General features: G+C 65.2%; 24 protein-coding genes and 1 tRNA gene. 9 read left to right on the forward strand and 16 right to left on the reverse strand.

All coding sequences use genetic code 11. The features are described 5' to 3' along the window. Nucleotides 1-462: 462 nt before the first annotated feature. From ACYVH8_RS11285 to ACYVH8_RS11305, 5 genes are all read right to left on the reverse strand, one after another. Nucleotides 463-538 (reverse strand) — tRNA-Thr (locus tag ACYVH8_RS11285). Between the two features lie 13 nt (nucleotides 539-551). Continuing rightward, entirely contained in the window at nucleotides 552-1,562 is a 1,011-nt protein-coding gene (locus ACYVH8_RS11290) for a class 1 fructose-bisphosphatase (RefSeq protein WP_460488955.1), read from the reverse strand. Nucleotides 1,563-1,698: 136 nt separating this feature from the next. Further along, a complete protein-coding gene (pepN, locus tag ACYVH8_RS11295) occupies nucleotides 1,699-4,389 on the reverse strand; it encodes an aminopeptidase N (protein WP_460488956.1) in 2,691 nt (896 codons plus the stop codon). 130 nt (nucleotides 4,390-4,519) lie between these two features. Continuing rightward, nucleotides 4,520-5,624 (reverse strand): peptide chain release factor 2 gene (prfB, locus tag ACYVH8_RS11300; protein ID WP_460488957.1). Its coding sequence is split into 2 segments (ribosomal slippage): nucleotides 4,520-5,542 and nucleotides 5,544-5,624, totalling 1,104 coding nucleotides; the frame shifts between segments, so codons are not numbered across the junction. 112 nt (nucleotides 5,625-5,736) lie between these two features. Beyond that, nucleotides 5,737-6,651: an alpha/beta fold hydrolase gene (locus ACYVH8_RS11305; protein WP_460488958.1), complete on the reverse strand. Its 915-nt coding sequence runs from the start codon at nucleotides 6,649-6,651 to the stop codon at nucleotides 5,737-5,739. A gap of 38 nt (nucleotides 6,652-6,689) precedes the next feature. On the opposite strand from ACYVH8_RS11305, the gene ACYVH8_RS11310 reads away from it, so the two are divergent. Together ACYVH8_RS11310 and ACYVH8_RS11315 are read left to right on the forward strand one after the other, a co-directional pair. Next, complete coding sequence (locus tag ACYVH8_RS11310; RefSeq protein WP_460488959.1) at nucleotides 6,690-8,462, forward strand: acyl-CoA synthetase; 1,773 nt, start codon at nucleotides 6,690-6,692, stop codon at nucleotides 8,460-8,462. 31 nt (nucleotides 8,463-8,493) lie between these two features. Further along, the gene (locus ACYVH8_RS11315) at nucleotides 8,494-9,561 is read left to right on the forward strand and encodes an aldo/keto reductase (protein WP_460488960.1); all 1,068 of its coding nucleotides are present in this window, start codon (nucleotides 8,494-8,496) and stop codon (nucleotides 9,559-9,561) included. A gap of 93 nt (nucleotides 9,562-9,654) precedes the next feature. Here ACYVH8_RS11315 and ACYVH8_RS11320 read toward each other — a convergent pair whose 3' ends face one another. After that, nucleotides 9,655-11,091: a coniferyl aldehyde dehydrogenase gene (locus tag ACYVH8_RS11320; RefSeq protein ID WP_460488961.1), complete on the reverse strand. Its 1,437-nt coding sequence runs from the start codon at nucleotides 11,089-11,091 to the stop codon at nucleotides 9,655-9,657. Between the two features lie 24 nt (nucleotides 11,092-11,115). Continuing rightward, entirely contained in the window at nucleotides 11,116-11,733 is a 618-nt protein-coding gene (locus ACYVH8_RS11325; RefSeq protein WP_460488962.1) for a YitT family protein, read from the reverse strand. Between the two features lie 63 nt (nucleotides 11,734-11,796). On the opposite strand from ACYVH8_RS11325, the gene ACYVH8_RS11330 reads away from it, so the two are divergent. From ACYVH8_RS11330 to plsY, 3 genes are all read left to right on the forward strand, one after another. Then, nucleotides 11,797-12,288, forward strand: a complete 492-nt coding sequence (locus tag ACYVH8_RS11330) for an aminoacyl-tRNA deacylase (RefSeq protein WP_460488963.1) — start codon at nucleotides 11,797-11,799, stop codon at nucleotides 12,286-12,288. 79 nt (nucleotides 12,289-12,367) lie between these two features. Beyond that, nucleotides 12,368-13,747 carry a GGDEF domain-containing protein gene (locus tag ACYVH8_RS11335; protein ID WP_460488964.1) on the forward strand — a complete coding sequence of 460 codons (1,380 nt, stop codon included), beginning with the start codon at nucleotides 12,368-12,370 and terminating at the stop codon, nucleotides 13,745-13,747. Nucleotides 13,748-13,811: 64 nt separating this feature from the next. Beyond that, the gene (plsY, locus tag ACYVH8_RS11340; protein ID WP_460489176.1) at nucleotides 13,812-14,444 is read left to right on the forward strand and encodes a glycerol-3-phosphate 1-O-acyltransferase PlsY; all 633 of its coding nucleotides are present in this window, start codon (nucleotides 13,812-13,814) and stop codon (nucleotides 14,442-14,444) included. A gap of 12 nt (nucleotides 14,445-14,456) precedes the next feature. On the opposite strand, the gene ACYVH8_RS11345 is transcribed toward plsY, so the two are convergent. Genes ACYVH8_RS11345 through ACYVH8_RS11355 form a run of 3 tightly spaced genes read right to left on the reverse strand, consistent with a single transcriptional unit; the run spans nucleotide 14,457 to nucleotide 16,600 of the window. Further along, nucleotides 14,457-15,419: an HD-GYP domain-containing protein gene (locus ACYVH8_RS11345; protein ID WP_460488965.1), complete on the reverse strand. Its 963-nt coding sequence runs from the start codon at nucleotides 15,417-15,419 to the stop codon at nucleotides 14,457-14,459. Between the two features lie 40 nt (nucleotides 15,420-15,459). Continuing rightward, complete coding sequence (locus tag ACYVH8_RS11350) at nucleotides 15,460-16,104, reverse strand: retropepsin-like aspartic protease family protein (RefSeq protein WP_460488966.1); 645 nt, start codon at nucleotides 16,102-16,104, stop codon at nucleotides 15,460-15,462. A 10-nt stretch (nucleotides 16,105-16,114) separates the two neighbouring features. Next, nucleotides 16,115-16,600 (reverse strand): YajQ family cyclic di-GMP-binding protein, encoded by a 486-nt coding sequence (locus ACYVH8_RS11355; protein WP_460488967.1) that lies wholly within the window; start codon nucleotides 16,598-16,600, stop codon nucleotides 16,115-16,117. A 44-nt stretch (nucleotides 16,601-16,644) separates the two neighbouring features. On the opposite strand from ACYVH8_RS11355, the gene murB reads away from it, so the two are divergent. Continuing rightward, the gene (gene murB, locus ACYVH8_RS11360) at nucleotides 16,645-17,700 is read left to right on the forward strand and encodes a UDP-N-acetylmuramate dehydrogenase (protein ID WP_460488968.1); all 1,056 of its coding nucleotides are present in this window, start codon (nucleotides 16,645-16,647) and stop codon (nucleotides 17,698-17,700) included. 15 nt (nucleotides 17,701-17,715) lie between these two features. Here murB and ACYVH8_RS11365 read toward each other — a convergent pair whose 3' ends face one another. The 5 genes from ACYVH8_RS11365 to trxB form a co-directional block, all read right to left on the reverse strand. Next, nucleotides 17,716-18,951 (reverse strand): DUF2325 domain-containing protein, encoded by a 1,236-nt coding sequence (locus ACYVH8_RS11365; RefSeq protein ID WP_460488969.1) that lies wholly within the window; start codon nucleotides 18,949-18,951, stop codon nucleotides 17,716-17,718. A 13-nt stretch (nucleotides 18,952-18,964) separates the two neighbouring features. Beyond that, the gene (locus ACYVH8_RS11370; protein WP_460488970.1) at nucleotides 18,965-19,285 is read right to left on the reverse strand and encodes a hypothetical protein; all 321 of its coding nucleotides are present in this window, start codon (nucleotides 19,283-19,285) and stop codon (nucleotides 18,965-18,967) included. A gap of 158 nt (nucleotides 19,286-19,443) precedes the next feature. Then, complete coding sequence (rpmG, locus tag ACYVH8_RS11375) at nucleotides 19,444-19,614, reverse strand: 50S ribosomal protein L33 (RefSeq protein WP_057676949.1); 171 nt, start codon at nucleotides 19,612-19,614, stop codon at nucleotides 19,444-19,446. An 11-nt stretch (nucleotides 19,615-19,625) separates the two neighbouring features. Continuing rightward, the gene (rpmB, locus tag ACYVH8_RS11380) at nucleotides 19,626-19,859 is read right to left on the reverse strand and encodes a 50S ribosomal protein L28 (RefSeq protein ID WP_460488971.1); all 234 of its coding nucleotides are present in this window, start codon (nucleotides 19,857-19,859) and stop codon (nucleotides 19,626-19,628) included. Between the two features lie 262 nt (nucleotides 19,860-20,121). Further along, the gene (trxB, locus tag ACYVH8_RS11385; RefSeq protein WP_460488972.1) at nucleotides 20,122-21,075 is read right to left on the reverse strand and encodes a thioredoxin-disulfide reductase; all 954 of its coding nucleotides are present in this window, start codon (nucleotides 21,073-21,075) and stop codon (nucleotides 20,122-20,124) included. 138 nt (nucleotides 21,076-21,213) lie between these two features. Between trxB and ACYVH8_RS11390 the strand changes: the two genes are divergently transcribed. From ACYVH8_RS11390 to lolA, 3 genes are read left to right on the forward strand one after another with little or no spacing between them, the layout of a single operon-like run. Continuing rightward, nucleotides 21,214-21,891, forward strand: a complete 678-nt coding sequence (locus tag ACYVH8_RS11390) for a Crp/Fnr family transcriptional regulator (RefSeq protein WP_460488973.1) — start codon at nucleotides 21,214-21,216, stop codon at nucleotides 21,889-21,891. 45 nt (nucleotides 21,892-21,936) lie between these two features. Beyond that, nucleotides 21,937-24,279 (forward strand): DNA translocase FtsK, encoded by a 2,343-nt coding sequence (locus ACYVH8_RS11395; RefSeq protein ID WP_460488974.1) that lies wholly within the window; start codon nucleotides 21,937-21,939, stop codon nucleotides 24,277-24,279. A gap of 5 nt (nucleotides 24,280-24,284) precedes the next feature. Continuing rightward, nucleotides 24,285-24,941, forward strand: coding sequence for an outer membrane lipoprotein chaperone LolA (gene lolA / locus ACYVH8_RS11400; protein ID WP_460488975.1), 657 nt, complete (start codon nucleotides 24,285-24,287; stop codon nucleotides 24,939-24,941). Nucleotides 24,942-24,951: 10 nt separating this feature from the next. Here lolA and ACYVH8_RS11405 read toward each other — a convergent pair whose 3' ends face one another. Further along, a complete protein-coding gene (locus ACYVH8_RS11405) occupies nucleotides 24,952-25,701 on the reverse strand; it encodes a TerC family protein (protein ID WP_460488976.1) in 750 nt (249 codons plus the stop codon). Between the last annotated feature and the right edge of the window lie 17 nt (nucleotides 25,702-25,718).

Raw genomic sequence — 25,718 nt, forward strand, 5'->3', positions numbered from 1 at the left:
TTTCTCCTCATACCCGCATCTTACTGGATGACTTCGACCAGTGAGCAATGGCAGGGGTGAGTGCAGACGTCTGCACTCCGATGTGTATCTTAGATGCACAGGCACTCGAACTCAACAGGGGAAACGCTGCCCCATGCGCACCTATGCAACGATGAGGTGGGATGAGCGGCCAGCGGGCATGTAGCGAGTGTCGGGACCGGGATCCCGCCCTAGCCTGAATTCGTCTTGGGCGTGGCTAGATGGATTGCGTTTACTGTGGCTGGTAATTAGTGGGGTTTTTTGTGGGGTAAAAAATCATATGCCAAATTTTTACCCGTATTTATTGGTATTAAGGGGGACGTCCACTCCGCCAAAAAACAAAAAGCCGTTGCATGCGAGTGCAACGGCTTTTTCTTTGTGCGAGCGCTTGCTGCTGCGCCATGAAAAAACCCGTAGTTCTTATGGAACTACGGGTTGTCGGAATGGTGCCGGAGAAAGGAATCGAACCCTCGACCTTCTCATTACGAATGAGCTGCTCTACCAACTGAGCTACACCGGCACTGAACCCAAAATTATACCTTGCCGTGGTGATAGGAGGTGACGCGCTCCACCTCGTTCTTCGAGCCCAGGATCACGCTGACGCGCTCGTGCAGGCTGGCGGGCTGGATGTCCAGGATGCGCTGGCGGCCGTTGGTGGCGGCGCCGCCGGCCTGCTCGATCAGCCAGCTCATGGGGTTGGCTTCGTACATCAGGCGCAGCTTGCCGGGTTTGTTGGGCTCACGCTTGTCCCAGGGGTACATGAAGATGCCGCCGCGGGTCAGGATGCGGTGCACGTCGGCCACCATGCTGGCGATCCAGCGCATGTTGAAGTCCTTGGCCCTGGGACCTTCCTTGCCCTGCAGGCATTCGTCGATGTAGCGCTTCACCGGTTCGTCCCAGTGGCGCATATTGCTCATGTTGATCGCGAATTCCTTGGTGTCGGCCGGGATCTGCACGTTTTCCTGCGTGAGCACGAAGGAGCCCTGCTCGCGGTCCAGCGTGAACATGGCCACGCCGTCGCCCACGGTCAGCACCAGGGTGGTCTGCGGGCCGTAGACGCAGTAGCCGGCGGCCACCTGCTGGCTGCCTTTTTGCAGGAAGTCGGCCTCGTCCACGCTGCGGTCGTCTTCGGGCATGCGCAGCACGCTGAAGATGGTGCCGATGCTGACGTTGACGTCGATGTTGCTGGAGCCGTCCAGGGGATCGAACAGCAGCAGGTATTCGCCCTTGGGGTAGCGGTTGGGCACGGCGTAGATGCTGTCCATCTCCTCCGAGGCCATGCCGGCGAGGTGGCCGCCCCATTCATTGGCTTCGATCAGCACCTCGTTGGCGATGATGTCGAGCTTCTTCTGCACTTCGCCCTGCACGTTCTCGCTGCCGGCGCTGCCCAGCACCCCGCCCAGGGCGCCCTTGTTGACGGCCTGGCTGATGCTCTTGCAGGCGCGGGCCACCACTTCGAGCAGCAGGCGCAGCTCGGAGGGGATGTGGCCGTGGCTGCGCTGCTGTTCGACCAGGTAGCGGGTGAGGGAAATCTTGCTGCTCATGTTCTTCTCCGTAGGGATGGATGACGCGCTGCGCGCATGATCTTGCCGCTGCGCGGCTTCGATGACGAAATGACTTGAGTCATGCGGGCGTAGCCCGCGTCATCAATGCCGCGGCAGCGGCGAGATCATTTCGTCATCATTCTGCCAAGGCGCGGGTCACAACCTCGCGCACGTCGTTGCTCAGGTCGGGCTTGGCGGCCACGCGGGCGATGGCTTCGCGCGCGGCGTGGCGGTAGGGCTCGGCCAGTTTCTTCCAGCGGTCCAGCGCGCGGGCCAGTCGGGCGGCGACCTGCGGGTTGATGCCGTCCAGCTCCAGCACGCGCTCGCTCCAGTAGACATAACCGGCCGCGTCGGCACGGTGGAAGGCGCCGGGGTTGGCGCTGCAGTAGCTGAAGATCAGGCTGCGCGCGCGGTTCGGATTGCGCAGGTTGAAGTCCGGGTGGTTCATGAGCTGGCGCACGGCCGGCAGCACCTGGCCGCCGCGGTCGCAGTTGCCGGCCTGCAGGGCGAACCATTTGTCCAGCACCAGGGCCTCGTCCTTGAACAGGGCGTGGAAACGCTCCAGCGCCTGGCCGGCAAGTTCGTGCCCGCTGTTGACCAGGGCGCCCAGGGCGTTGAAGCGGTCGGTCATATTGCCGGCGTCCTTGAAACGCTGGTAGGTCTTGCCGGGCCAGATCATGTCGCCGGTCTCGCGCGCGGCCAGGCAGAGCATGGTGAGGGCCAGGCCGGTGAGGGCGCGGCGGCCGGAGGACAGGGCGTCGGGGCGGTAGGCACCCGTGTCATGGTGTTCCTCGTAGGCCCATTGCCAGTCGCTCTGCAGCTCCAGCGCCAGCTGCTGGCGCATGGACTCGCGCACGGCGTGCACACGCTGCGGGTCCACCACGTCCAACTGCTCGGACATATAGGTCTCGGCCGGCAGGGTCAGCACCAGTTCCTTGAAGGCCGCGTCCAGCCTGGGGTGGCGCAGCACCTGGCGCATGGCTTCGACGTAAGCGGCGTCCAGCACCTTGGCCTCGCCGGGCTGGGCGCTGCCGCGGATGAAGGCCAGCGCGCGCTTGACGGCCAGGCGCTGGCCGGCTTCCCAGCGGTTGAAGGGGTCGGTATCGTGGGCCAGCAGGGCCAGCAGCTGTTCGTCGCTGTAGTCGTAGGCCAGCACCACGGGGGCACTGAAGCCGCGCAGCAGCGAGGGAACGGGCTCGGCATCGACGTTGATGAAGCGCAGGGTCTGGCTGGCTTCGGTGAGCACGATGGTGCGCGAGCTGGCGCCGGCTTGGCTCTCGCCTTCGAGCTGCAGGGGGAGGGCGCTGCCGTCGGTGGTGATCAAGCCCAGGCTGACCGGGATGACAAAGGGTTCTTTCACCGCCTGGCCTGGGGTAGGGGCGCAGGACTGGCTCAGCGTCAGCGTGTAGCTGCGGGTCGCGGCGTCGTATTGCGCGGTGGCGCTCAGGCGCGGCGTGCCGGCCTGGCTGTACCAGCGCTTGAACTGGGGCAAAAGGCGGGCCAGTTCGGAGCCGGGGTTGGCGTCTGCTATGGCCTGGGCGAAGTCGTCGCAGGTCACGGCCTGGCCATCAAAGCGCTGGAAGTACAGGGCCATGCCCTTGGCGAAGCCTTCGCGCGAGGTCAGCGTCTGCTGCATGCGCACGACTTCGGCGCCTTTTTCGTAGACGGTGACGGTGTAGAAGTTGTTGATCTCGATGTAGGAGTCCGGACGCACCGGGTGGGCCATGGGGCCGGCGTCCTCGGGAAACTGGGCGGTGCGCAGCACACGCACGTCCTCGATGCGCTTGACGGCGCGCGCCGACAGGTCACCTGCCAGGTCCTGGCTGAACTCCTGGTCGCGGAAGACGGTCAGGCCTTCCTTCAGGCTGAGCTGGAACCAGTCGCGGCAGGTCACGCGGTTGCCGGTCCAGTTGTGGAAGTACTCGTGGCCCACCACGCTTTCGATGTTGGAGAAATCGGCATCGGTGGCCGTGGCCTGGTTGGCCAGAACGTACTTCGTGTTGAAGATGTTCAGGCCCTTGTTTTCCATGGCACCCATGTTGAAGTCGCTGGTGGCGACGATCATGAAGCGTTCCAGGTCCAGCGGCAGATTGAAGCGCGCCTCGTCCCAGGCCACCGAGGCCATGAGGGAGTTCATGGCGTGCTCGGTCTTGTCCAGATCGCCCGGGCGCACGAAGACCTGCAGCAGGTGGTCCTGGCCGTTGCGCGCGGTGATGCGCTGCTCACGTGCGACCAGCTGGCCGGCCACCAGCGCGAAGAGGTAGCAAGGCTTCTTGTGCGGGTCCACCCACTTGGCAAAGTGGCGGCCGTCCTCCAGCTCGCCCTGCTCGACGAGGTTGCCGTTGGACAGCAGCACCGGGTATTTCTTCTTGTCGGCGCGCAGCGTCACGCTGTAGCTGGCCATCACGTCGGGACGGTCCAGGAAATAGGTGATGCGGCGGAAACCCTCGGCCTCGCATTGCGTGAAGAAGGAATCATTGCTCACGTACAGGCCCATGAGCTTGCTGTTCTTCGCCGGGTTGCAGGTGGTGAAGATTTCCAGCTCGAAGGGGGTTTCGCCTTCCGGCAGGTTTTCCAGCAGGAGCTGGCCGCCGTCCATCTTGAAGCTCGTGCCCTGGCCGTTGACGAGCACACGCGCCAGGTTCAGCTCTTCGCCGTCCAGGCGCAGGGCCTGGGCCGCCACGGCCGGGTTGCGGCGCAGCGTCATCTTGTTGAGCACGCGGGTCTTGGCCGGGTCCAGGTCGAAGCTCAGGTCGACCGTGTCGATCCAGTAGGCCGGTGCGGCGTAGTCTTCGCGCCGGATGACGTTGGCTTGTCCTTCACGCATGGTGAACTCCGCATGAAATGTGATGGACGCAGTGATGACTGCATTCGTTCGCCCTGAGCTTGTCGAAGGGCTCTTGGGGGGATGAGGGCTTCGACAGGCTCAGCCCGAACGGGGATGGATGGTGCATGGCTTAAACGCCCTGTTTCAGGGAGGCTTCGATGAAGGGGTCGAGGTCGCCGTCCAGCACTTTCTGGGTGGCCGAGGTCTCGTAATTGGTGCGCAGGTCCTTGATGCGGCTCTGGTCCAGCACATAGCTGCGGATCTGGTGGCCCCAGCCCACGTCGGTCTTGCTGTCTTCCAGCTTCTGCTGTTCTTCCTGGCGTTTGCGCATCTCGTGGTCGTACAGGCGGCTGCGCAGGCGTTTCCACGCCACGTCGCGGTTGCTGTGCTGGCTGCGGCCGTCCTGGCACTGCACCACGATGCCGGTGGGGATGTGCGTGAGGCGCACGGCCGAGTCGGTCTTGTTGATGTGCTGGCCGCCCGCGCCGCTGGCGCGGAAGGTGTCGGTGCGCACATCTGACGGGTTGATGTCGATCTCGATGGTGTCGTCGATTTCCGGGTAGACGAAGACGCTGGCAAAGCTGGTGTGGCGACCGCCCGAGGAGTCGAAGGGCGACTTGCGCACCAGGCGGTGCACGCCGGTTTCGGTGCGCAGCAGGCCGAAGGCGTAGTCCCCCTCGATCTTGATCGATGCGCTCTTGATGCCGGCGGTGTCGCCCGGGGTTTCTTCTTCCACCGTGGCCTTGAAGCCCTTGCGCTCGGCGTACTTGAGGTACTGGCGCAGCAGCATGCTGGCCCAGTCGCAGGCCTCGGTGCCGCCGGCGCCGGCCTGGATGTCCAGGAAGGCGGGCAGGGGATCGGCCGGGTTGTTGAACATGCGGCGGAATTCCAGCTTCTCCACGATCTCGGAGAGCTTGGCTTCTTCGGCCGAGATGGTCTTGAGGCCGGCTTCGTCGCCTTCTTCCTTGCTCATGTCGTAGAGCTCGGAGTTGTCGGAGAGCTCGCTGCTGAGCTTGTCCAGCGTGACGACTACGTCGTCCAGGGCCTTCTTTTCCCTGCCCAGTTCCTGGGCACGCTTGGGGTCGTTCCAGACCGTGGGGTCTTCGAGCGAGGCGTTGACCGTCCTCAGTCGTTCAGCTTTGGCATCGTAGTCAAAGATACCTCCGGAGCTCGACCGTGCGCTGGCTCAGGTCGGCCAGTTTGGTGCCGATGGCATTGATTTGTTCTGCGTCCATGATGGGGAATCCTGTGTGCGTTCTGTGCGTGGGGGCGGGGTGCCGAAAAGCACGTTTTCCGCCTGAAGCTCGTATTTTCGCAGCTTCTGGCCCACCCCCGGCGCCAAGGGGTTCAGGCGAGGAAGTTTTCGATCAGCGCGGCCAGTTGCTCGGGCTGGTCGTGGTGCAGCATGTGGCCGGCGTCCTGGATCTGGGCTTCCCGCAGCTGGGGCACGCTTTTCAGGCGTTCGTGGAACTCGGCCAGGGTGTACTTGCCTTCCCACCACTGCTCCATCTGGTTGTCGCTGGCCTCCACGGACAGCACCGGGGCCGTGATGGCGGCAAAGGCGGCCAGCACCTCGTCCACGCGGTAGAGCTGGGCGTTGACGATCTTGTGCGCGGCGTCGCCCAGGATCTCCCACTGGTCCTGCGCGTTGGGGCGGGCCCAGTGCCGGGCCAGCCACTGGGCCTTGTCCTCGCCCAGGCGCGGGTTGGTCTTCATGAGGCGGCGTGCCACGCCGTCGGCGTTGGCGTAGCTCTTGAGCGCCAGTTCACCGCGGTGCAGGCTCTTGAGCTCGTCCATCCATTTGGCGTAACGGCGAGGGGCTTGTGCCGCTTTGGTGGCCGGCATGCCGAAGCCTTCCAGGTTGACCAGGCGGCGGATGCGCTGGGGGCGTACGCCGGCATACAGCATGACCACATTGCCGCCCATGCTGTGGCCGACCAGGTCCACAGCCTTGTCGCCAGCATAGTGGTCCAGCAGCAGGTCGAGATCGGCCAGATAGTCGGGGAACCAGTAGTTGTCGTGTCCCGGGCATTCCGTGAGGCCAAAACCGCGCCAGTCGGCCGCGATGATGGTGCGGCCCTGGAAAAAAGCCGGGCTGAAAGCGTCCACGACGAACTGGTAGGACGCGGCAACGTCCATCCAGCCGTGCATGAGCACCAGCGGGGGCAGGGCGGAATCGGTCTCGCCCCAGCGCCAGACGTGGTACTTCAGGTTGCGGACGGGGGCGAATTCGCTGTGGGCTGGGCGGCGGGCTTGGTACATTTGGTCCATCCTAGAACGCCATCATAAGGAGACACCGTATGGCGCGCAGTCAGAAGCGGGACAACTACGAGGCCTTGCACCGCCAGTTCCGCTGGCAGGTGCCCGAGACCTTCAATATCGCCGAGGTGTGTTGCCGGCGCTGGGCGCAGGCGGCGGATGCGGGGCAGCGCATCGCCATCCATGCCGACGGGGCGGGCCTGCGGGCACGCTCCCATAGTTATGCCGAATTGCAGGAACAGGCCAACCGGCTTTCGGCGGCCCTGGCCACGCTGGGCGTGAGGCGCGGCGACCGCGTGGCCATCGTGCTGCCACAGCGCTTCGAGACAGCCGTGGCCTATATGGCGGTGCTGCAGATGGGGGCGGTGGCCATGCCCCTGTCCACCCTGTTCGGGCCCGATGCGCTTGAATTTCGCCTGAACGACAGCGCGGCTTCGGTGCTGATCTGCGACGACGCTGCCCTCCTCGCCATCCAGAACCTGCGCGGCAGCTGCGAGGCGCTGCGGCACGTGATCGGTGTGGGCGACAGCGCCAGTGGGGACGCCGGTGGCGGCGCGGTAGCCCTGGCCGACCTGGACTACACGGCGCTGCTGGCAACACAGCCGCCGGCTTACGCGCCGCGGCCCACCCGTGCGGAGGATCCGGCCGTGCTGATCTACACCAGCGGCACCACGGGCAATCCCAAGGGCGCGCTGATCCCGCACCGCGCGTTGATCGGCAACCTCACGGGTTTCATCTGCAGCCAGAACTGGTTCGGCTTCGATCCGCAGGCTTCGGGGCCCTTGCCGACGCTGCCGAAGCCCAGCACGCCCAGCGTCTTCTGGAGCCCCGCAGACTGGAGCTGGACCGGCGGTTTGATGGATGCGCTCCTGCCCGCACTCTATTTCGGGCGCCCCATCGTGGCCTGGAACGGTCGTTTCAGCCCGCAGACCGCCTTCGAGCTTTTGCAGAAGTACGAGGTCACGCACACCTTCCTCTTCCCGACCGCGCTCAAGGCCATGATGAAGGCCTTTCCGCAACCGAGGCATTTTTTCAAGCTCAGGCTGCAGGCCATCATGAGCGCGGGCGAGGCCTTGGGCGACGCGGTGTTTGCCTACTGCCAGAAAGAGCTGGGGGTGACGGTCAACGAGATGTTCGGTCAGACCGAGGTCAACTATATCGTCGGCAACTGCTCCATCTTCTGGCCGGCCAAGCCGGGCAGCATGGGCAAGGGTTACCCGGGCCACCGCGTGGCGGTGATCGACGAACAGGGCAAGGAGAGCCTGGCCGGCGTGGTGGGCGAGGTGGCGATCCACCGCCTGGACGTGCACGGCCAGCCGGATCCGATCTTTTTCCTCGGCTACTGGAAGAACGAGGCTGGCACGCGCGCCAAGTACACCGGTGACTGGTGCCGCACCGGTGACCTGGCGCTGCGCGACACCGACGGCTATCTCTGGTACCAGGGCCGAGCGGACGACATGTTCAAGGCCGCGGGCTACCGCATCGGCCCCGGCGAGATCGAGAACTGCCTGGTCAAGCACCCGGCCGTGGCCAATGCGGCGGTGGTGCCCAAGCCCGATGCCGAACGCGGCGCACTCGTCAAGGCCTATGTGGTGCTGACCACCGAGGCGCGCGCCGCGCTGGGTGACGAGGCGGCGCTGGTGGCCGAGCTGCAGCAGCATGTGCGCGGCAAGCTCGCGCCCTACGAATACCCCAAGGAGGTCGAGTTCATCGACGCCCTGCCCATGACCACCACCGGCAAGGTTCAACGCCGCATATTGCGTCTGCAGGAGGAGGAACGCGCGCGGCAAGCGGGGATATTGAAGACTCCGTAAACTCCTCGTCTTTCTGTTGAGAGATAAAACAATGAAAAACGTCCGACTCGGCCAGAGCGATCTGCACGTCACCCCCATCTGCCTGGGCACCATGACCTTCGGCGAACAGGTGGACGAGGCCACCGCCCACCGCATCCTGGACCGTGCGCTGGAGCGCGGCATCAACTTCCTCGACACGGCCGAGATCTACTCCGTGCCCACTAAGCCCGAGACCTATAACGCGACCGAGAAGATCATCGGCAACTGGTACGCCAACCGCCCCGGTGCTCGCCAGAAGATGCATCTGGCGACCAAGGTGGCCGGCCCCTCACGCGGCATGGATTGGGTGCGCAAGGGCAGTCCCAACGTGACGCCGGCCGAGATGCTGGCTGCCTGCGACGACAGCTTGAAGCGCCTGAAGACCGACGTGATCGATCTTTACCAGATCCACTGGCCGCTGCGCCACGTGCCCATGTTCGGTGCGATGTACTTCGACCCGGCCAAGGACGACCCCACGGTGACGTCTATCCACGAACAGCTGGAGGCCCTGGGCAAGCTGGTGAAAGCCGGCAAGGTGCGCGCCATCGGCCTCTCGAACGAGTCACCCTATGGTGTGCACGAGTTCGTGCGCCTGGCCGAGCAGCACGGCCTGCCGCGTGTGGCCACGGTGCAGAACCCCTACTGCCTGGTGAACCGCACGGTCGAAAACGCGCTGGACGAAACCCTGCACCGCCTGGGCGTCTCGCTGCTGGCCTATTCGCCGCTGGGCTTCGGCCTGCTCACGGGCAAGTACGACGCCAGCGGTTTCCTCGGGACCGATGCGCCCAAGGACGGCCGTATCGCCAAGTTCGAGAGCGTGCGCAAGCAGCGCTGGGGCCGGACCGAGGCGCTGGACGCCGCGCGTCGTTACAACGCGCTGGCGCGCGAACATGGTCTGACGCCCACACAGATGGCCCTGGCCTTCTGCTACACCAGGTGGCAGGTGGCCAGCACCATCATCGGCGTGACCTCGGTGGCCCAACTGGACGAGGACCTCAACGCCTGGGGCACGACGCTGAGCCCGGAGCTGCTCAAGGCCGTCGACGCGATCCGCAAGGAGATGCGCGACCCGGCAGTCTGAGCAAGCGCACGCTGCAGTTCCGTTCGCCCTGAGCCTGTCGAAGCCCTTCGACAGGCTCAGGGCGAACGCGGTGGGCTGGCGGGCGATGACGGTCTACTTCAGCAGGAACTTCAGCAGCTTGTCCGTCAGTGGCCCGTAGGGCGGTGCCAGCAGCTTGGCCGTGGAGAAGCGCGCCTGGTGGAACACCGGGCGCAGCTTGGAGAAGGTCAGGAAACCCTCAAAGCCGTGGTAGTGGCCCATGCCCGATGCGCCGACACCGCCGAAAGGCAGTTCTTCCTGGCCCACGTGGAAAAGCGCATCGTTGATGGACACACCGCCCGACATCACGCGCGTGAGCAGTTGCACCTGCACGGCCTTGTCGTTGGTGAACGGGTAAAGCGCCAGCGGCCGCGGCCCGGCGTTGATGCGCTTGATCACATCGTCTTCCAGGTCTTCGTAGGCGATCACCGGCAGGATGGGGCCGAAGATCTCGCGCTGCATCAGCAGGCAGTCGGCGGGCGCGTCCAGCACGATATGCGGCGCGATCTTGCGCAGCTTGGCATCGAAGGGTTTGCCGGGGATCAGCGGGATCACCTGGGCGCCGCGCTGTTTGGCCTCGTCCAGCGCGTGCAGCAGCCGCGCGTAGGCGATCTCGTCGATGATGGCCGTGTAATCCGGCGAGTCCAGCTTCGGATAGCGCCTGGGCATGATCTCCTGGGCCAGGCGCATGAATTCCTTGATACGACGCTGGGGCACGTAGACGTGGTCCACCGTGGTGCAGATCTGGCCGGCGTTGAGGTACTTGACGTAGAGCAGACGCTCGACCGCCGTGCGCAACGGGAAATCCTCGCAGACGATGGCGGGCGACTTGCCGCCGAGTTCCAGCGTGACCGGGCAGAGGTTGGCAGCGGCCGCGGCCATCACGGCGCGGCCCGTTGTCCCTGAGCCGGTGAAGAGAAGATGGTCGAAAGGCAGGCTGGAGAAAGCGATGCCCACCCCACCGGTCTCGTCGAAGAACTGCAGCTTCTCCTCGGGGAAGTAGCCAGGCATTTCCTTGATCAGTAGCTTGGCCAGGTGGCGCGAGTTCTCGCTCATCTTGACCATGGCGCGGTTGCCGGCGGCGAAGATGGCGGTGAGCGGCAGCAGGCTGAGGTTGAGCGGGAAGTTCCAGGGCACGATGACACCCACCACGCCCAGGGGCTGCGGGATTACGCGGTTGCTGGCCAGGCCGAAGGCCAGGCGGTCGATGCCGCGGCGCTGTGGCTTCATCCAGCGCTTGAGTTGTTTGAGTGTGTGGTGGATGCCCTTGAGCACCGGCATGATTTCGGTCAAGAGGGTTTCGTGGCGCGAGCGGTTGCCGTAGTCGGCGCTGATGGCGTCGCAGATGGCGTCCTGGTGCTCTCGCACGAAGCGTTCCAGCTTGCGCAGGTCGGCGCAGCGGCTTTCATGATCGGGCACGGGGTTGGCGAGGTAGGCGGCGCGCTGACGCTTGAGTGCGGCTTCCAGCGTTGTGCGCAGCAGGGCACTGGTGGAATCATTGGCGGTGTTCATCGTCGCTCTCCTGGATGTTGTTCTTCAGGTTGCCATGTAGCGGCCGGCGCGGTGGTTGATGGCCAGCGTAAGGTTCAACACCACGACTCCAGCCACGGACAGGGCCACCTGCAGCAGCGGCGTGGTGGCCAGCGCCATCAGCAGTATGAGCGTATCCACGGCCATTTGCACGTGGCCGGCACGCCAGCCCTTGGTCTCCTGCAGCCAGAAGGCCAGGATGCCCACGCCCCCCAGGCTGGCGCGGTGGCGAAAGAGGATGAGAAAGCCCACCCCCAACAGCACGCCGCCCAGCAGCGCCGCGTACAGCGGACGCACCTGCTCGAAGCTGATGAGATGTGGCATGAGCTCGGTCTGCAGCGAGAGCAGGGCGACTGCGATCATGGTCTTGAGCAGGAAGGCCCGCTCCATACGGCGCCAGGCCAGCAGGTAGAAGGGCAGGTTGAGCAAGAAGAACACCGGCCCGAAGCCCCAGCCCGTGCCGTAGTGCAGCAGAAAGGCGATGCCGGCCGTGCCGCCGCTGAGCAACTGCGCGTGCTGGAACAACGCGACGGCCAGCGCGATCAGCGCCGTGCCCGAGAGCAGGGCCAGCGCGTCTTCGGCGCTGCTGTGGCGCAGGGGCGGAGTGTCTTGCGGGGCGTTCATGTGGCGGGATTGTGGCATCAGGCTGACGGTGTGTGATCTGGCTGACTGATGGAAAATCCCGGCATGGCCAAGAATGACCACGTATCCGAAACCCCCGCCACCCAGCTGCTCAAGGCCCACAAGGTGGACTACAGCGAGCATCCCTACGAGTACCTGGAGCATGGCGGCGCCCAGCACAGCGCCCAGGTGCTGGGCTGGGACCCGTACGCGGTGGTGAAGACCCTGATAATGCAGGATCAGAATGCCAGGCCGCTGGTGGTGCTGATGCACGGCAACCGCAAGGTCTCCACCAAGAATCTGGCGCGGCAGATCGGCGCCAAGTCGGTCGAGCCCTGCAGGCCCGAGGTGGCCAACCGTCACAGCGGTTACCTGGTGGGCGGCACTTCGCCCTTCGGCGCACGACGCGAAATGCCGGTCTACATCGAGGGCAGCATTCTGGTGCTGCCGCGCATCCTGATCAACGGCGGACGACGCGGTTACCTCGTGGGCATAGCCCCGCAGGTCTGCGTGCAGCCGCTCGGCGCCCGGCCGGTGCAGTGCGCGCTGGCGGAATAGGCGGCGTAAAGGGCGTCATATTCCCGGCACGGTATGACACAGACTCTGCGAGAATGATTTTGTCACCGGAGTCTCTTTCATGCGGTTTTCGAGTCGGACCTTCCTGTCCAGACATGCCGTGGCGTTGCTCAGCGCCTTGATCGTTCTGGTCTTGCTGCAGGTCGCGGGCGAGGTGGTGCTGCGTTCCCTGCTGCAGGATCGTGCGAGCAAGCGCCAGTTCGAGATCCTGTCCTACGCGACGGGCCTGCGTGTGCGCCTGGAGCGTGAGCTCGGCGCCTTGCTCAACCTCAACAACGGCCTGGCCGCCTACTTGGCCGTGCGCAACAGCACCATGGAGGCGCGCGAGGTCCGGGCCATCCTCGCCGAGCTCTACCGCAGCAGCCACCATGTGCGCAACTTTGGCGTCGCCGTGGGCTACCGTTTGCTGCACGTGCATCCGCTGGAGGGCAATGAACGCGCCATCGGCCTCTACTATCCTGACTTTCCCGGGCAGTGGCCCTTGATCGAAAAGGTCACCAGCAGCGGCCAGGCCGCCCTGGCAGGTCCTGTGGCGCTGGCCCAGGGCGGGCGCGGAATGATCTACCGCATGCCCATCATGATCGAAGGGCGCTACTGGGGCCTGCTGTCCACGGTGATCGACTCCGACTCGCTGTTCCGCATGGTGCAGGCCGAGGTGGCCGACGAGCATTATGATTTTGCCATTCGCGGTCGCGACGGCATGGGCCTGGAGGGCGGGCCGGTCTGGGGAGAGCTGGCCCTGTTCGATGCACCCGACATCCTGGTTCAGGAGATCGAGGTGCCCGGTGGGCGCTGGGCGATCGCGGTGCGCTCCCTGCAGGCCGACAACACGGGTCTGCTGCGCTGGTCCCTGCGCGGTGGCGCCGGCCTGGCCGGCCTGGGGGTGGCGGCCATTCTCTTCCTGCTGATCCGCAACCGCGGCCTGATGGCGCAGCGCGCCATGTACGACGATCTCACGCGTCTGCCCAATCGCCGGCTGTTCGAAGACCGCGCGCTGATGGCCTTTTCGCGCCAGCAGCGGCACACGGCCCAGCTGTGCGCCCTGCTGTTTCTGGACCTCGACGACTTCAAGGCGGTCAATGACCAGCATGGCCACAAGGCCGGCGATGCGGTGCTCGTGACCGTGGCCGCCCGCGCCCAGGCGGTCGTGCGGCAGAATGACACGGTGGCGCGCTGGGGCGGCGACGAGTTCATCGTGCTGCTGGAGAACATCTCGGCCGACAGGCTGGAAATCATCGCCCGGCGCCTGCGCATTTCCATCCAGGAACCGATCGACTACCAGGGCTGCATGCTGCAGGTGGGCGTGTCCATTGGCGTGGCCCTGTATCCCGATGCCGGCCAGAACCTGGACCAGTTGCTGCATGCGGCAGATGGCCATATGTACAACGACAAGACCGATCGCAAGGTCGCCGCCTCCCGGCCCGTGCCACTGGCAGAATAGCGGCCAATATCAAAACAGCCCCTGCCATGAGCAGGGCCGCTTGAGGAGTAGAGCCTTGGATTCCCTGTCTGCCACCTATCCCGTCCTGGCCGCTGTGGCCGCCTATCTGCTGGGCTCTCTGTCCTTTGCAGTCATTGTCAGCCGCGTCATGGGTCTGAACGATCCGCGCAGCTACGGCAGCAAGAATCCGGGGGCGACCAATGTGCTGCGTTCGGGTTCGAGGAAAGCCGCTGTCCTTACCCTGTTGCTGGACGGCGCCAAGGGCTGGTTGCCTGTGGCCCTGGTTCAGTGGTACGGCAAGCCCTACGGGCTGGAGGCCGGCACGGTGGCGTTGGTGGGTCTGGGGGCCTTCCTGGGTCATCTGTACCCGGTGTTCTTCCGTTTCGAGGGCGGCAAGGGGGTGGCGACGGCAGCCGGCGTGCTGCTGGGGGTGCATTGGGCCCTGGGTCTGGCCACCCTGGGGACCTGGGTCATCATCGCGCTCTTCTTCCGCTATTCCTCGCTGGCGGCGCTGGTGGCGGCCGTGTTCGCGCCCCTGTATTACATCTTCGGCGACGGCCTGGCCTGGTACATGGAGGGAGCGGTGCTCTTTACCGTCAGCCTGATGTCCCTGCTGCTGATCTACCGCCATGCCGAGAACATCGGCCGCCTGGCGCGTGGCGTCGAAACCCGGCTCGGGCAGAAAAAGAAGCCCTGAGAGGCCGTACGCTCAGCCCGCCTGGGCGGCGTGCGCGCCGAGCTGCAGGATCAGGTGGTGGTTCAAGCGCAGGCGCACCACCGCGGACGCGAGCGCCGCCTGGATGACCGGCCGGCCGCTGAGGGTGCGGTGCAGGCGCGGCTGCGCCAGCACCTGGCCATCGGCGCCCGAGACCACCGCCACATGCGGCAGATTGGGGCGCACGCTGCGTCGCATCACGATGGCCAGCGTGTTGTCCTCCAGGCGCACATAGGTGCCGGGTGGGCACAGGCCCACGGCGCGCACCAGCGCATGGCCGATCTCGTCGTTATAGGCATTGGCGCCGGTCATGATGGTGCGCACGGACTCGGTGGCGCTACGGCCTTCCCGTGACTTGCGCGGCGAGATCATGGCGGCGTAGCGGTCCACCACCCGCAGGATGCGGATCAGCCGTTTGTGGGTGGGCAGCAGGCGCAGCTCGATCTTTTCGGTGCAGTCGTCGTGGTGCGAAGACACCACCTCGATCCACAGCGGGTCGTTCACGCCCAGGCTGTTGGCCAGCATCAGGCCGCCCTTGGGGGCATGCAGGCGGATGGCTTCGAGCTGGGGGGGGCTGAGCTTGTCGGTCTGCAGGGCCAGTTGGTCCTGCATCTCGGTCATCGCGATGTTCATGGTCAGCGCAGCGTGGACCAGGCTGTCGCGCTCCTTGGGCTCTAGCTTGAGCTCGGTGGCGATCAGGTGGCTCAGGGTGGCGCAGACCAGGCTGTGCGAGGCGCTGTAGCCCACCGAGGAATTGGTGGCCAGCTGGAACAGCAGGTAGAGGCCGACGTCGGCATCACGCTGCAGCAGGGCCTGCATCCAGCGGTCGTACTGCCAGACGCGCTGCTCGAATTCCTGCACGCTCAGGGGGCTGCCCAGCAGGATGCCCAGGCCGGACTCCAGGTCCGACCACAGGCCCAGCAGGTCTTCGTACTCGTTTTCGTTTTGAACAATCACGGTGCGTGTTCTGGAGTTCAAGCCTAGGATACCAGCAGCGTCAATACCGGCGCTCCAGCACCATCTGGTCATTGGTTCGGGTCATCTGGAAGCGTGTCAGGTAGCTGTTGCCCAGCAGCACGTAGGGCATGGGGGCCGGGGTGACCAGGGCTTCCACATCGTAGACGTCCACACTGCCCAGGCGCACGGTGGCCAGCTTGGTCACCCAGCCCACGGTGACGCCGTTGGCGGTGCCGACCTGCACCATCTGCCCTGACTTGTAGGGCAGGCCGATGGCGTCGGCGTCGGTGACGCTGAGCGACACCACCGAGGCGCCGGTGTCGACGATGAAATTGACCGTGCGTCCGTTGATCTGCCCCGCGGTGCGGAAGTGCCCGTTGGCGCCCGCATGCAGGACAATGCGGCGTTGGTCGCCGCCTTCGGCCCGGGCATCGGCATTGAAGGGGGCCTGACCCAGGCGCAGGGTCTGGCGCGTGCCGTTCACCTCCACAATGGCCTGGTTGGCTTCGGCGGCGATCACCTTGACGCCCTGGTGGCTCTGGCCCACGGCCACGCTCTTGGGCGGCCCGCCGTTGACCACCAGCAGAGCTTTGCCGCCCAGGATGCCCGACAGTTCCACGGTCTGCGCCCGCGCTGCGCCCATCACGACGATGGTGCAAAGCAGCAGCAGGACCCGGCAGTTCATGGCGCCGGCCTCAATCGCGGAAGTTGTTGAAGCTGATGGGCACGTCGCTGACATCCTTGCGCAACAGGGCCATCACGGCCTGCAGATCGTCGCGCTTGGCGCCGGTGACGCGCAATTTGTCTTCCTGGATGGCGGCCTGCACCTTGAGCTTGCTGTCCTTGATCAGGCGCTGGATCTTCTTGGCCAGTTCGGCCTCGATGCCGTTGCGCACCTTGATGAGTTTCTTGACCTTGTCGCCGCCGATCTTCTGCAGATCGCCGATGTCCAGAAAGCGCACGTCCACGCCCTGCTTGGTCAGCTTGCTGCGCAGGATTTCCAGGATCTGCTCGATCTGGAAGTCGGCATCGCCGAGCGCAGTGATTTCCTTGTCCTTGATCTCGATGCTGGCCGAGCTTCCCTTGAAGTCGAAGCGGGTGGCGATCTCCTTGGCGGCGTTTTCCACGCCGTTTTTGACCTTGACCATATCGGCTTCGCAGACGGTGTCGAAAGAAGGCATGACGGTATTTTTCTGAGGCTGAGCCCAATGAGAGAATCAGACCGATGTTAGTCGAGAAAAACGTCCCGCTCCAGCCGTACAACACCTTCCGCATCGTCGCCCGGGCCCATACCCTGGTCCGGGTGTTGCAGGAGGCCGACGTGCGCGCCCTCCTGGCCGATCCCGACCTGGGCCCGGCGCCCAAATTCGTGCTGGGTGGAGGCAGCAATATCGTGCTGACCGGGGACGTGAAGCCGGTGGTGCTCAAGGTCGAGATCACGGGCCGGCGTCTGGTCGGGGAGACGCCCAAGGCCTGGATCGTCGAGGCCGGAGCCGGCGAGAACTGGCATGGTTTTGTGAGCTGGACGCTGGACCAGGGCTGGCCCGGGCTGGAGAACATGGCGCTGATCCCGGGCACCGTGGGTGCTGCGCCGGTGCAGAACATTGGCGCCTACGGCGTCGAGCTGCAGGACCGCTTCGACTCGCTCGATGCCATCGACCTGGAAACCGGCCGAACCTTCACGCTGGACGCCGCGCAGTGCGGTTTTGCCTACCGCGATTCGGTGTTCAAGCATGCGGCGGATGGCCGTGCCCCGGGCTTCGGGCTGGCGGGCCGCGCCCTGATCACCCGGGTGCGCCTGGCGCTGCCCAAGGCCTGGAAACCGGTGCTGGGTTATCTGGACCTGGAACGCAAGATGGCCGAGACCGGTCTGCACAGCCCGACGGCGCGCCAAATATTCGACTGGATCTGCGAGATCCGCCGCGCCAAGCTGCCTGACCCGGCCGTGATCGGCAATGCAGGCAGCTTTTTCAAGAACCCGACCGTGAGCCCCGAGCAGTGCGCCGACATCATCGCGCGCGAGCCCAAGATTGTGCATTACCTGCTGGACGACGGCACGGTGAAGCTGGCCGCTGGCTGGCTGATCGACGCCTGCGGCTGGAAGGGCAAGTCCATAGGCCAGGCCGGCGTCTACGAAAAGCAGGCCCTGGTGCTGGTCAACCGCGGCGGCGGTGAGCAGGGGGCCACGGGTGGCGAGGTCATGACCCTGGCCAAGGCCATCCAGACCAGCGTCTACGAGCGATTCGGCATCCGGCTCGAACCCGAGCCGGTGGTGGTCTGAGCCGGCCAGCCTGCCTCAGTTTCCCGTCAGATCGATCTCGCTGAGCGCCCGCTCCAGCGCCGTGCGGCTCGGGGTTTCGATGAAGACACACTGCTTGCCAGTGCGCTTGCAGTGGTCCTTCACGCGCCAGTAGGCGTTGTGGCTGATACAGCCGCTCTGGCAGATCACCAGGTCGGCGGCGGCCAGGGTGGCGTCGAGCAGATTGCTGTTGTCTTCGGCGCCGCCGTCATGGTGCAGGAAACGCGCGCCGGTGTGCTCGATGACCTGGCGGTAGATCGGCACGCTGGCCGTGCGGCCTCCCACACAGAGCACCGAGCGTTTGTCCAGGTCCGGTGCAGCGGCGGGCGTCGCTTGCTGGGGAGCGTGGTCATGCTGGGCGGTGTCCAGTCGGGCCTGCAAAGTCTCGGCGCGCTGACGCTGCTGTTGCGCTTCCAGTCGGGCCTGTTGCAGCAGACGCTTCTGGGCCTGGAGATCTTCTTCCTGCAAGCGGTTCTGTTGCGCCAGTTCCAGACGCGCCGCGAGACCGGGGGCGCTGGCCTGCAGCTGTGCCAGCGTTTCATCCTGCTGGTGCAGACGGGTCTGGGCCCGAACCAGCTCGGCGCGCAGACGCAGGGTCTCGGCCTGCTGCTGCTCCAGCCTGGCGCTGTAGTGGCTGGTCTGCTGCTGGCTGCGCTCCTGCGCGCCGGCCAGTTCGCGCGCCAGGATGGCGTTTTCCTCGTACAGGGTCTCAAGGCGGCTCAGGTCGGCGCGTGTCGCCATGCCGACCTGGTGCTGCATCATGTGGACTTCACCCAGGATGCGCTGTTCCAGTTCGGTGTCGCAGCGCGGATGGGTCAGGGCCGCCCACAGGGCGCCGGCCCAGTCGGCGCCGGCGCGGCAGTCATTCCACCAGACACCCAAGGCTTCGGTGCTCTTGAGCTGCTGCGCGGCCCGCAGCACCAGGGCGTAGCGGGTTTCGAGTTCCTTGTGCAGGGTTTCGGACAGGGGCGAGCGGCGCCGGCATTCGGTCACGACGGTGCAATGCACTTCATAGTCGCTGTACTGGCCCAGCTTGCCCAGGGCCTTTTCGGCCAGCCGGCGCAACTGGGGCAGGGGCAGGCAGACGCCGACGACCGGGCAGTAGGCGTGGCCGTCCAGTTCCCACAGGCGTCGTCGGCGCGAACCGCTGCTGGGCACAGGTACGGCCAGGGGCTGCTCAGTCGCAGTGAGACCGAGGGGGAGGACGTCCGGTGTGGCTTGGCGTTGGCACATACGTGGCTCCCGCTCAGTGCAGCAGGCCGCCTGGCAGGGCGGCCTGCGGGTCCGAGGCCAGGGTCACGAACGAGGCATCACCGGCCGATTCGGTCACGAGGACCCAGCGTTCGTGCGCACGTGCCATGACCTGGCGCAGGCCGGGGCTGGCATGGGGATGGCCCTTGAGGAAAAACAGATTGGAGACGATCTTGCGTGCCATCATCGTGCGTTGCCGGCTGCTGGGCGCGCCGGTCTCGGCCTGGGGCGTGGCCCAGCAGGTCATGAGCGCAAAGGTACCGGCCACGAGGGATTCGAGGCAGGGCGGGTTCAGCTCGTCATGGGGACAGGACATCGGGTTCCTCCAGAAGGTGGTGGCCATTCGCTGCAATGATTGTAATGAGAATAATTCTCATTACAATCATTGATCCATCTTCTTGATAGGGTCTTGTCCTGGTGGCAGAAAGCAAAAAGCCCGCACGAAGCGGGCCTTTTTTCAGGAGCCGGGCTGAATCACTTCAGCTTGGTTTCCTTGTATTCCACGTGCTTGCGAGCCTTGGGATCAAACTTCATGATCGCCATTTTCTCGGGCATGGTCTTCTTGTTCTTGCTGGTCGTGTAGAAGTGACCGGTGCCGGCCGTGGATTCCAGCTTGATTTTTTCGCGTCCGCCTTTGGTTGCCATGATTCAGCTCCTTAAGCTTGGCCACGTGCGCGCAGGTCGGCGAGCACGGAGTCGATGCCATTCTTGTCGATCAGACGCAGGGCGGCGCCGGAAACGCGCAGACGGACCCAGCGGTTTTCGGTCTCGACCCAGAAACGACGGTATTGCAGGTTCGGCAGGAACCGGCGCTTGGTTTTGTTGTTGGCGTGGGAAACATTGTTCCCGACCATCGGGCCCTTGCCCGTCACTTCACATACGCGTGCCATGAGGACACTCCGTTAAACAGCGGTCACTGACGTGAGCGCTTCACCTCGCCAGAAAGGGTGGCGGTAACCCATGCTGAACCAGAAAGCCCAGCAAAGCCTGCGATTATAGCTAAATTCCGGAGGCCAAGGTCGCGCGCAGCGCCGGCCCTGTTCCAGGGCACCCGCAGAACCGGCTTTGCCGGGCTGCTGGGTGCGCCCCTCCGCGAAGCAGGAGGGGGTGGCGTAGCGAACGTAGGGAGCGGAGCCTGGGGTGGCAGGGGGCTTACGCCTCCTGCTCCAGATACCGCTGGGCATCCAGGGCGGCCATGCAGCCGGTGCCGGCGCTGGTGATGGCCTGGCGGTAGACATGGTCCTGCACGTCGCCGGCGGCGAAGACGCCGGGCACCGAGGTCTGGGTGGCAAAACCCTTGAGGCCGCCCTGGGTGACGATGTAGCCGTTTTCCATGGCCAGCTGGCCATGGAAGATCTCGGTGTTGGGGGCGTGGCCGATGGCGATGAAGCAGCCCTTGAGCTCCAGGTCCTCGGTGCTGCCGTCGACGGTGCTCTTGAGGCGGATGCCGGTCACGCCGCTGGCATCGCCCAGTACCTCGTCCAGGGTCCGGAAGGTCTTGAGCACGATCTTGCCGGCCTTGACCTTCTCCATGACCTTGTCGACCAGGATGGGTTCGGCCTTGAACTTGTCGCGGCGATGCACCAGGTAGACCTTGCTGGCGATATTGGAGAGGTAGAGCGCTTCTTCCACGGCGGTGTTGCCGCCGCCGACCACGCAGCAGACCTGGTCTCGGTAGAAGAAGCCGTCGCAGGTGGCGCAGCCGGAAACGCCGCGGCCCATGAAGGCCGTCTCGGAGGGCAGGCCCAGGTACTTGGCTGAGGCGCCGGTGGCGATGATGAGCGAATCGCAGGTGTAGATGCCGCTGTCACCGGTGAGCGTAAAGGGGCGCTTGCTGAAATCGACTTTGTTGATGTGGTCGAACACCATCTCCGTCTTGAAACGTTCGGCATGGGCCTGGAATCGCTGCATCAGCTCCGGGCCCTGCACGCCGTCGGAGTCGGCCGGCCAGTTGTCGACCTCGGTGGTGGTCATGAGCTGGCCGCCCTGGGCCATGCCGGTGACCAGCACCGGGTTGAGATTGGCGCGGGCTGCGTAGACGGCGGCGGTGTAGCCGGCCGGGCCGGAGCCCAGGATCAGGACCTTGGCGTGTTTGTTCTGCGACATTCTGGAAACCTTGGTTTTTTCGTGAATCTTTTGGTCAATAATCAATAGTGCCGCGTAACGTGCCGCGGTCGGGGGGGCTCCCTGAGCCCGCCCAGCCATTGTAAGAACTGATCAACGCACGCGCAGAATGGCCGCTTTATGTCAATGCTGACCAATCAGGATTTGTTGCGCCGGGTTCCGCTGTTTTCCATGCTGTCGGATCAGCAGTTGCAAGCGCTGGCGGCAGCCGTGGTGAAACGGCGCGTCAAGCGCGGCGAGCGCGTGGTGGCGCAGGGCCAGAAGTCCGACGCCCTGTCCATCATTCTCTCGGGTCGCGCGCGTGTGCTCATGACGGACACCGGCAACGGGCGCGAAGTCATCCTGGCCACCCTGCAGACGGGCGACTACTTCGGCGAAATGAGCCTGATCGACAACGACGTGCATTCCGCCTCGGTCGAGGCCGAGACCAAGACCGACGTGCTGGAACTGGGCCGCACCGAATTCCTGCGCAGCCTGGCCGAAAGCGCGCCCATGGCCTACGGCATCATGCGCGGCCTGGTGCAGCGCCTGCGCCATGCCGATCGCAAGATCGGCTCGCTGGCGCTGATGAGCGTCTACGGCCGCGTGGCCAATGTGCTGCTCGATGCGGCCAAGGCTGCTCCGGCGGGCGACATGATCATTCGCGACAAGCTTTCTCGCCAGGACATCGCCAAGATGGTCGGCGCCTCGCGCGAGATGGTCAGCCGTGTCATGAAGGATTTCGAGGAGCAGGGCTTCGTGACCCCGCTCGAAGGCGGCGCCATGCACGTCAAGGAACGCCGCGCCAAGCCGCGCTGAATGTGGCGTTTCACCCCAGGTGAAGACGCCCCCTTGTCTGCCTACATGACCTACCGACTTCACACGCTCAATTCCAAAGACTCCGGCGCCGCAGCGCCTGCCCGCCGCGGCCGGTTTGCCGGTGAGCTGCTGCTCTTTGTCAGCCTGGTGCTGCTGGTCTACTGGCTGCTGGTCCTGGCCAGCCACAACCTGCTCGACGCTGCGGGGTCCACCTCGGGAGACGGTGCGCCGGTGCGCAACCGGGGTGGCCAGCTCGGCGCCTGGATCGCCGATGCCAGCTACTACCTTTTCGGTTTCTCGGTCTGGTGGTGTTTTGCCGCCGCCGTGCGCGGCTGGCTCTCGGCGCTGGCGCGCTGGCTGCGTGCCCACGAATTGCCGGAGGCAGAGCCTGCCGCTGCGCCTTCCTTGCTGGCGCGTTTTGTGGCCAGCCGTACGAGTTTCTGGGTCGGCCTGCTGCTGCTGATGCTGGCCAGCACAACGATCGAATGGTCGCGCTTCTACAGCCTGGAGCCGCGCTTGCCCGGCCACGCCGGTGGTGTGCTGGGTTATCTGGTGGGGCCGCTGGCGGCACGCTGGCTCGGTGTCACGGGTTCGGCCCTGCTGGCCATTGGCCTGTGGGTGCTGGCCGTGGCCCTGGTGTTCCGCTTTTCCTGGGGCCATGTGGCCGAACGTATCGGTGGCGGCTTGCAGGACTTCATCGAATCACGCCGCGCGCGTCGCGAGATGGCGCAGGACCTGGCCCTGGGCCAGCAGGCCGCGCGCGAGCGCGAAGAGGGTGTGCTGGGGGAGCGCGAGGAGACCATCGAGCACCATGCACCGCCCGTGCTGATCGAGCCCGTGCTGGTCGAGGTGCCGCAGAGCACGCGCGTGGCCAAGGAGCGCCAGAAGCCCCTGTTCAGCGACATGCCCGATTCCAAGCTGCCGCAGGTGGACCTGCTGGACGGCGCGCAGACACGGCAGGAAACCGTCGCTCCCGAGACGCTGGAGATGACCAGCCGCATGATCGAGAAGCGGCTCAAGGATTTCGGTGTCGAGGTGCGGGTGGTGCTGGCCCAGCCCGGCCCCGTGATCACGCGCTACGAGATCGAGCCGGCCATCGGAGTGAAGGGCTCGCAGATCGTGGGCCTGGCCAAGGACCTGGCGCGTTCGCTGAGCCTGGTGTCCATCCGCGTCGTCGAGACCATTCCGGGCAAGACCACCATGGCGCTGGAACTGCCCAACGCCAAGCGCCAGTCCATCCGCCTGTCCGAGATCCTGGGCTCGCAGGTCTACAACGAGGCCAAGTCCATGCTGACCATGGGCCTGGGCAAGGACATTGTGGGCAACCCCGTGGTGGCCGATCTGGCCAGGATGCCGCACGTGCTGGTGGCCGGCACCACGGGCTCGGGCAAGTCGGTCGGCATCAACGCCATGATCCTGAGCCTGCTCTACAAGGCCGAGGCGCGCGACGTGCGCCTGCTCATGATCGACCCCAAGATGCTGGAAATGTCGGTCTACGAAGGCATCCCGCACCTGCTGGCGCCCGTGGTCACCGACATGAAGCAGGCGGCCCACGGCCTGAACTGGTGCGTGGCCGAGATGGAGCGCCGTTACAAGCTCATGAGCAAGCTGGGCGTACGCAACCTGGCCGGTTACAACCACAAGATCGACGAAGCCAAGGCCAAGGGGCAGTTCCTCTACAACCCCTTCAGCCTCACGCCCGAGAGCCCCGAGCCGCTGGAGCGCCTGCCGCACATCGTGGTGGTCATCGACGAGCTGGCCGACCTGATGATGGTGGTGGGCAAGAAGATCGAGGAGCTGATCGCCCGCCTGGCGCAGAAGGCCCGTGCGGCCGGCATCCACCTGATCCTGGCCACCCAGCGCCCCAGCGTGGACGTGATCACCGGCCTGATCAAGGCCAACATCCCCACCCGCATCGCTTTCCAGGTGTCCAGCAAGATCGACAGCCGCACCATCCTCGACCAGATGGGCGCCGAGGCCCTGCTGGGCATGGGCGACATGCTCTACATGGCCAGCGGTACGGGCCTGCCCATCCGCGTGCACGGCGCCTTTGTCAGCGACGATGAAGTGCACCGCGTCGTGAGCTACCTCAAGAGTCAGGGTGAGCCCGACTACATCGAGGGTGTGCTCGAAGGTGGCACGGTCGACGGCGAGGACGGCCCCCCGGGCGAGGGCGGCCCTGCCGGCGAGAAGGATCCCATGTACGACCAGGCCGTGGAAATCGTCCTGAAGAACCGCAAGGCCAGCATCTCCCTGGTGCAGCGCCACCTCAAGATCGGCTACAACCGCGCGGCGCGCCTGGTGGAAGACATGGAGAAGGCCGGCCTGGTCAGCGCCATGAGCACCAACGGCCAGCGCGACATCCTGGTGCCGGCGGGCGCCGAATGATTCACATGAAAAAACTGTTTGCTATTTTTTCGATAGCTTCCTGTGCCATGGTGGCTCGCGCCGACGGCCTGAGTGCGCTTGAACTCTTCCTCAAGACCGCCAGCAGCGGCCGCGCCGATTTCACCCAGGTGGTGACGGCGCCCCCACGCGAGGGCCAGGTGGCCCGCACGCGCATCTCCAACGGCAGTTTCGAGTTCCAGCGCCCCGGGCGTTTCCGTTTTGTCTATGGCAAGCCCCTGGCCCAGACCATCGTGGCCGATGGCCAGACCCTGTGGCTGCATGACGTGGACCTGAACCAGGTCACGGCGCGCGCGCAGGCCAGCGCCCTGGGCAGCACGCCGGCGGCGCTGATCGCCGCCGCCCCCGATCTGCGCGCCCTGCAGGCCGACTACCAGCTGGCCAACGGGCCCGAGCGCGATGGCCTGCAGTGGGTGCTGGCCACGCCGCGTGCGCGCGACGGCCAGGTTCAGACCGTGCGCGTGGGCCTGCGCGAGGTCGAGTCGGGCGGCAAAAAGACGGCCGAGCTGGCCGCGCTGGAGATCGTCGACAACTTCGGCCAGCGTTCCTTGCTGACCTTCAGCCGTGTGCAGCTCAATGTGAACCTGCCGGCGGAGACATTCCGCTTCAGGCCGCCGGCCGGCGCCGACGTGATCCGTCAGTAAATGCCAGCCCTCAAGGTTTGCGCGTGTACTCGGTGTGCAACTGCACCGGCTTGGCCGAGCGCTTGCGCATGCGGATGTTGAGCATCTCCACACCCAGCGAGAAGGCCATGGCGAAGTAGACGTAGCCCTTGGGCACGTGGTGGTCGAAACCTTCGGCGATGAGCACCACGCCGACCACGACCAGGAAGGACAGGGCCAGCATCTTGATGCTCGGGTGCTCCGACACAAAACGCCCGATGGCGCCGGCGAACACCATCATCAAGGCAACGGAGGCGATCACCGCGGCAATCATGACGGCGAGTTCGTCCACCATGCCCACGGCGGTGATGATGGAATCGAGTGAGAACACCAGATCAACGATCATGATCTGCAGGATCACGGCCGCAAAGGTGGCCCGCACCGCGCCCGAGGCATGGCCCTCTTCGCCCTCGAGCGACTGGTGGATCTCGCCGGTGCTTTTCCAGATCAGGAACAGGCCGCCGGCGATCAGGATCAGGTCGCGCCCGGAGATCTCCTGGTTCAGCACGGTGAACAGCGGCGCCACCAGGCCGATGATCCAGGACAGCACCAGCAGGAGCCCGATGCGCATGAACATGGCCATGAACAGGCCCAGCCGGCGCGCCAGCACCTGCTTGTCAGGGGGGAGCTTGTCGACCAGGATGGAGATGAAGATGATGTTGTCGATGCCCAGCACCAGCTCCAGCGTGGTCAGGGTGGCGAAGGCGATCCAGGCCTGGGGGTCCGTCAGCAGTTCCATCATGGGGAGGTCCTTTCGTG

Source organism: Curvibacter fontanus, assembly GCF_054780335.1.

Excerpts from the sequence above, each read along its gene's own strand:
- rpmG (WP_057676949.1), bottom strand. The coding sequence starts at position 19,614 with ATGGCAACCAAAGGCGGACGCGAAAAAATCAAGCTGGAATCCACGGCC.
- pepN (WP_460488956.1), bottom strand. The coding sequence starts at position 4,389 with ATGCGTGAAGGACAAGCCAACGTCATCCGGCGCGAAGACTACGCCGCA.
- ACYVH8_RS11320 (WP_460488961.1), bottom strand. The coding sequence starts at position 11,091 with ATGAACACCGCCAATGATTCCACCAGTGCCCTGCTGCGCACAACGCTG.
- ACYVH8_RS11405 (WP_460488976.1), bottom strand. The coding sequence starts at position 25,701 with ATGATGGAACTGCTGACGGACCCCCAGGCCTGGATCGCCTTCGCCACC.
- ACYVH8_RS11315 (WP_460488960.1), top strand. The coding sequence starts at position 8,494 with ATGAAAAACGTCCGACTCGGCCAGAGCGATCTGCACGTCACCCCCATC.
- lolA (WP_460488975.1), top strand. The coding sequence starts at position 24,285 with ATGAAAAAACTGTTTGCTATTTTTTCGATAGCTTCCTGTGCCATGGTG.
- ACYVH8_RS11290 (WP_460488955.1), bottom strand. The coding sequence starts at position 1,562 with ATGAGCAGCAAGATTTCCCTCACCCGCTACCTGGTCGAACAGCAGCGC.
- ACYVH8_RS11335 (WP_460488964.1), top strand. The coding sequence starts at position 12,368 with ATGCGGTTTTCGAGTCGGACCTTCCTGTCCAGACATGCCGTGGCGTTG.
- murB (WP_460488968.1), top strand. The coding sequence starts at position 16,645 with ATGTTAGTCGAGAAAAACGTCCCGCTCCAGCCGTACAACACCTTCCGC.
- ACYVH8_RS11350 (WP_460488966.1), bottom strand. The coding sequence starts at position 16,104 with ATGAACTGCCGGGTCCTGCTGCTGCTTTGCACCATCGTCGTGATGGGC.
- ACYVH8_RS11355 (WP_460488967.1), bottom strand. The coding sequence starts at position 16,600 with ATGCCTTCTTTCGACACCGTCTGCGAAGCCGATATGGTCAAGGTCAAA.
- ACYVH8_RS11370 (WP_460488970.1), bottom strand. The coding sequence starts at position 19,285 with ATGTCCTGTCCCCATGACGAGCTGAACCCGCCCTGCCTCGAATCCCTC.
- ACYVH8_RS11325 (WP_460488962.1), bottom strand. The coding sequence starts at position 11,733 with ATGAACGCCCCGCAAGACACTCCGCCCCTGCGCCACAGCAGCGCCGAA.
- ACYVH8_RS11390 (WP_460488973.1), top strand. The coding sequence starts at position 21,214 with ATGTCAATGCTGACCAATCAGGATTTGTTGCGCCGGGTTCCGCTGTTT.
- trxB (WP_460488972.1), bottom strand. The coding sequence starts at position 21,075 with ATGTCGCAGAACAAACACGCCAAGGTCCTGATCCTGGGCTCCGGCCCG.
- ACYVH8_RS11365 (WP_460488969.1), bottom strand. The coding sequence starts at position 18,951 with ATGTGCCAACGCCAAGCCACACCGGACGTCCTCCCCCTCGGTCTCACT.
- ACYVH8_RS11395 (WP_460488974.1), top strand. The coding sequence starts at position 21,937 with ATGACCTACCGACTTCACACGCTCAATTCCAAAGACTCCGGCGCCGCA.
- rpmB (WP_460488971.1), bottom strand. The coding sequence starts at position 19,859 with ATGGCACGCGTATGTGAAGTGACGGGCAAGGGCCCGATGGTCGGGAAC.
- ACYVH8_RS11305 (WP_460488958.1), bottom strand. The coding sequence starts at position 6,651 with ATGTACCAAGCCCGCCGCCCAGCCCACAGCGAATTCGCCCCCGTCCGC.
- ACYVH8_RS11330 (WP_460488963.1), top strand. The coding sequence starts at position 11,797 with ATGGCCAAGAATGACCACGTATCCGAAACCCCCGCCACCCAGCTGCTC.
- ACYVH8_RS11310 (WP_460488959.1), top strand. The coding sequence starts at position 6,690 with ATGGCGCGCAGTCAGAAGCGGGACAACTACGAGGCCTTGCACCGCCAG.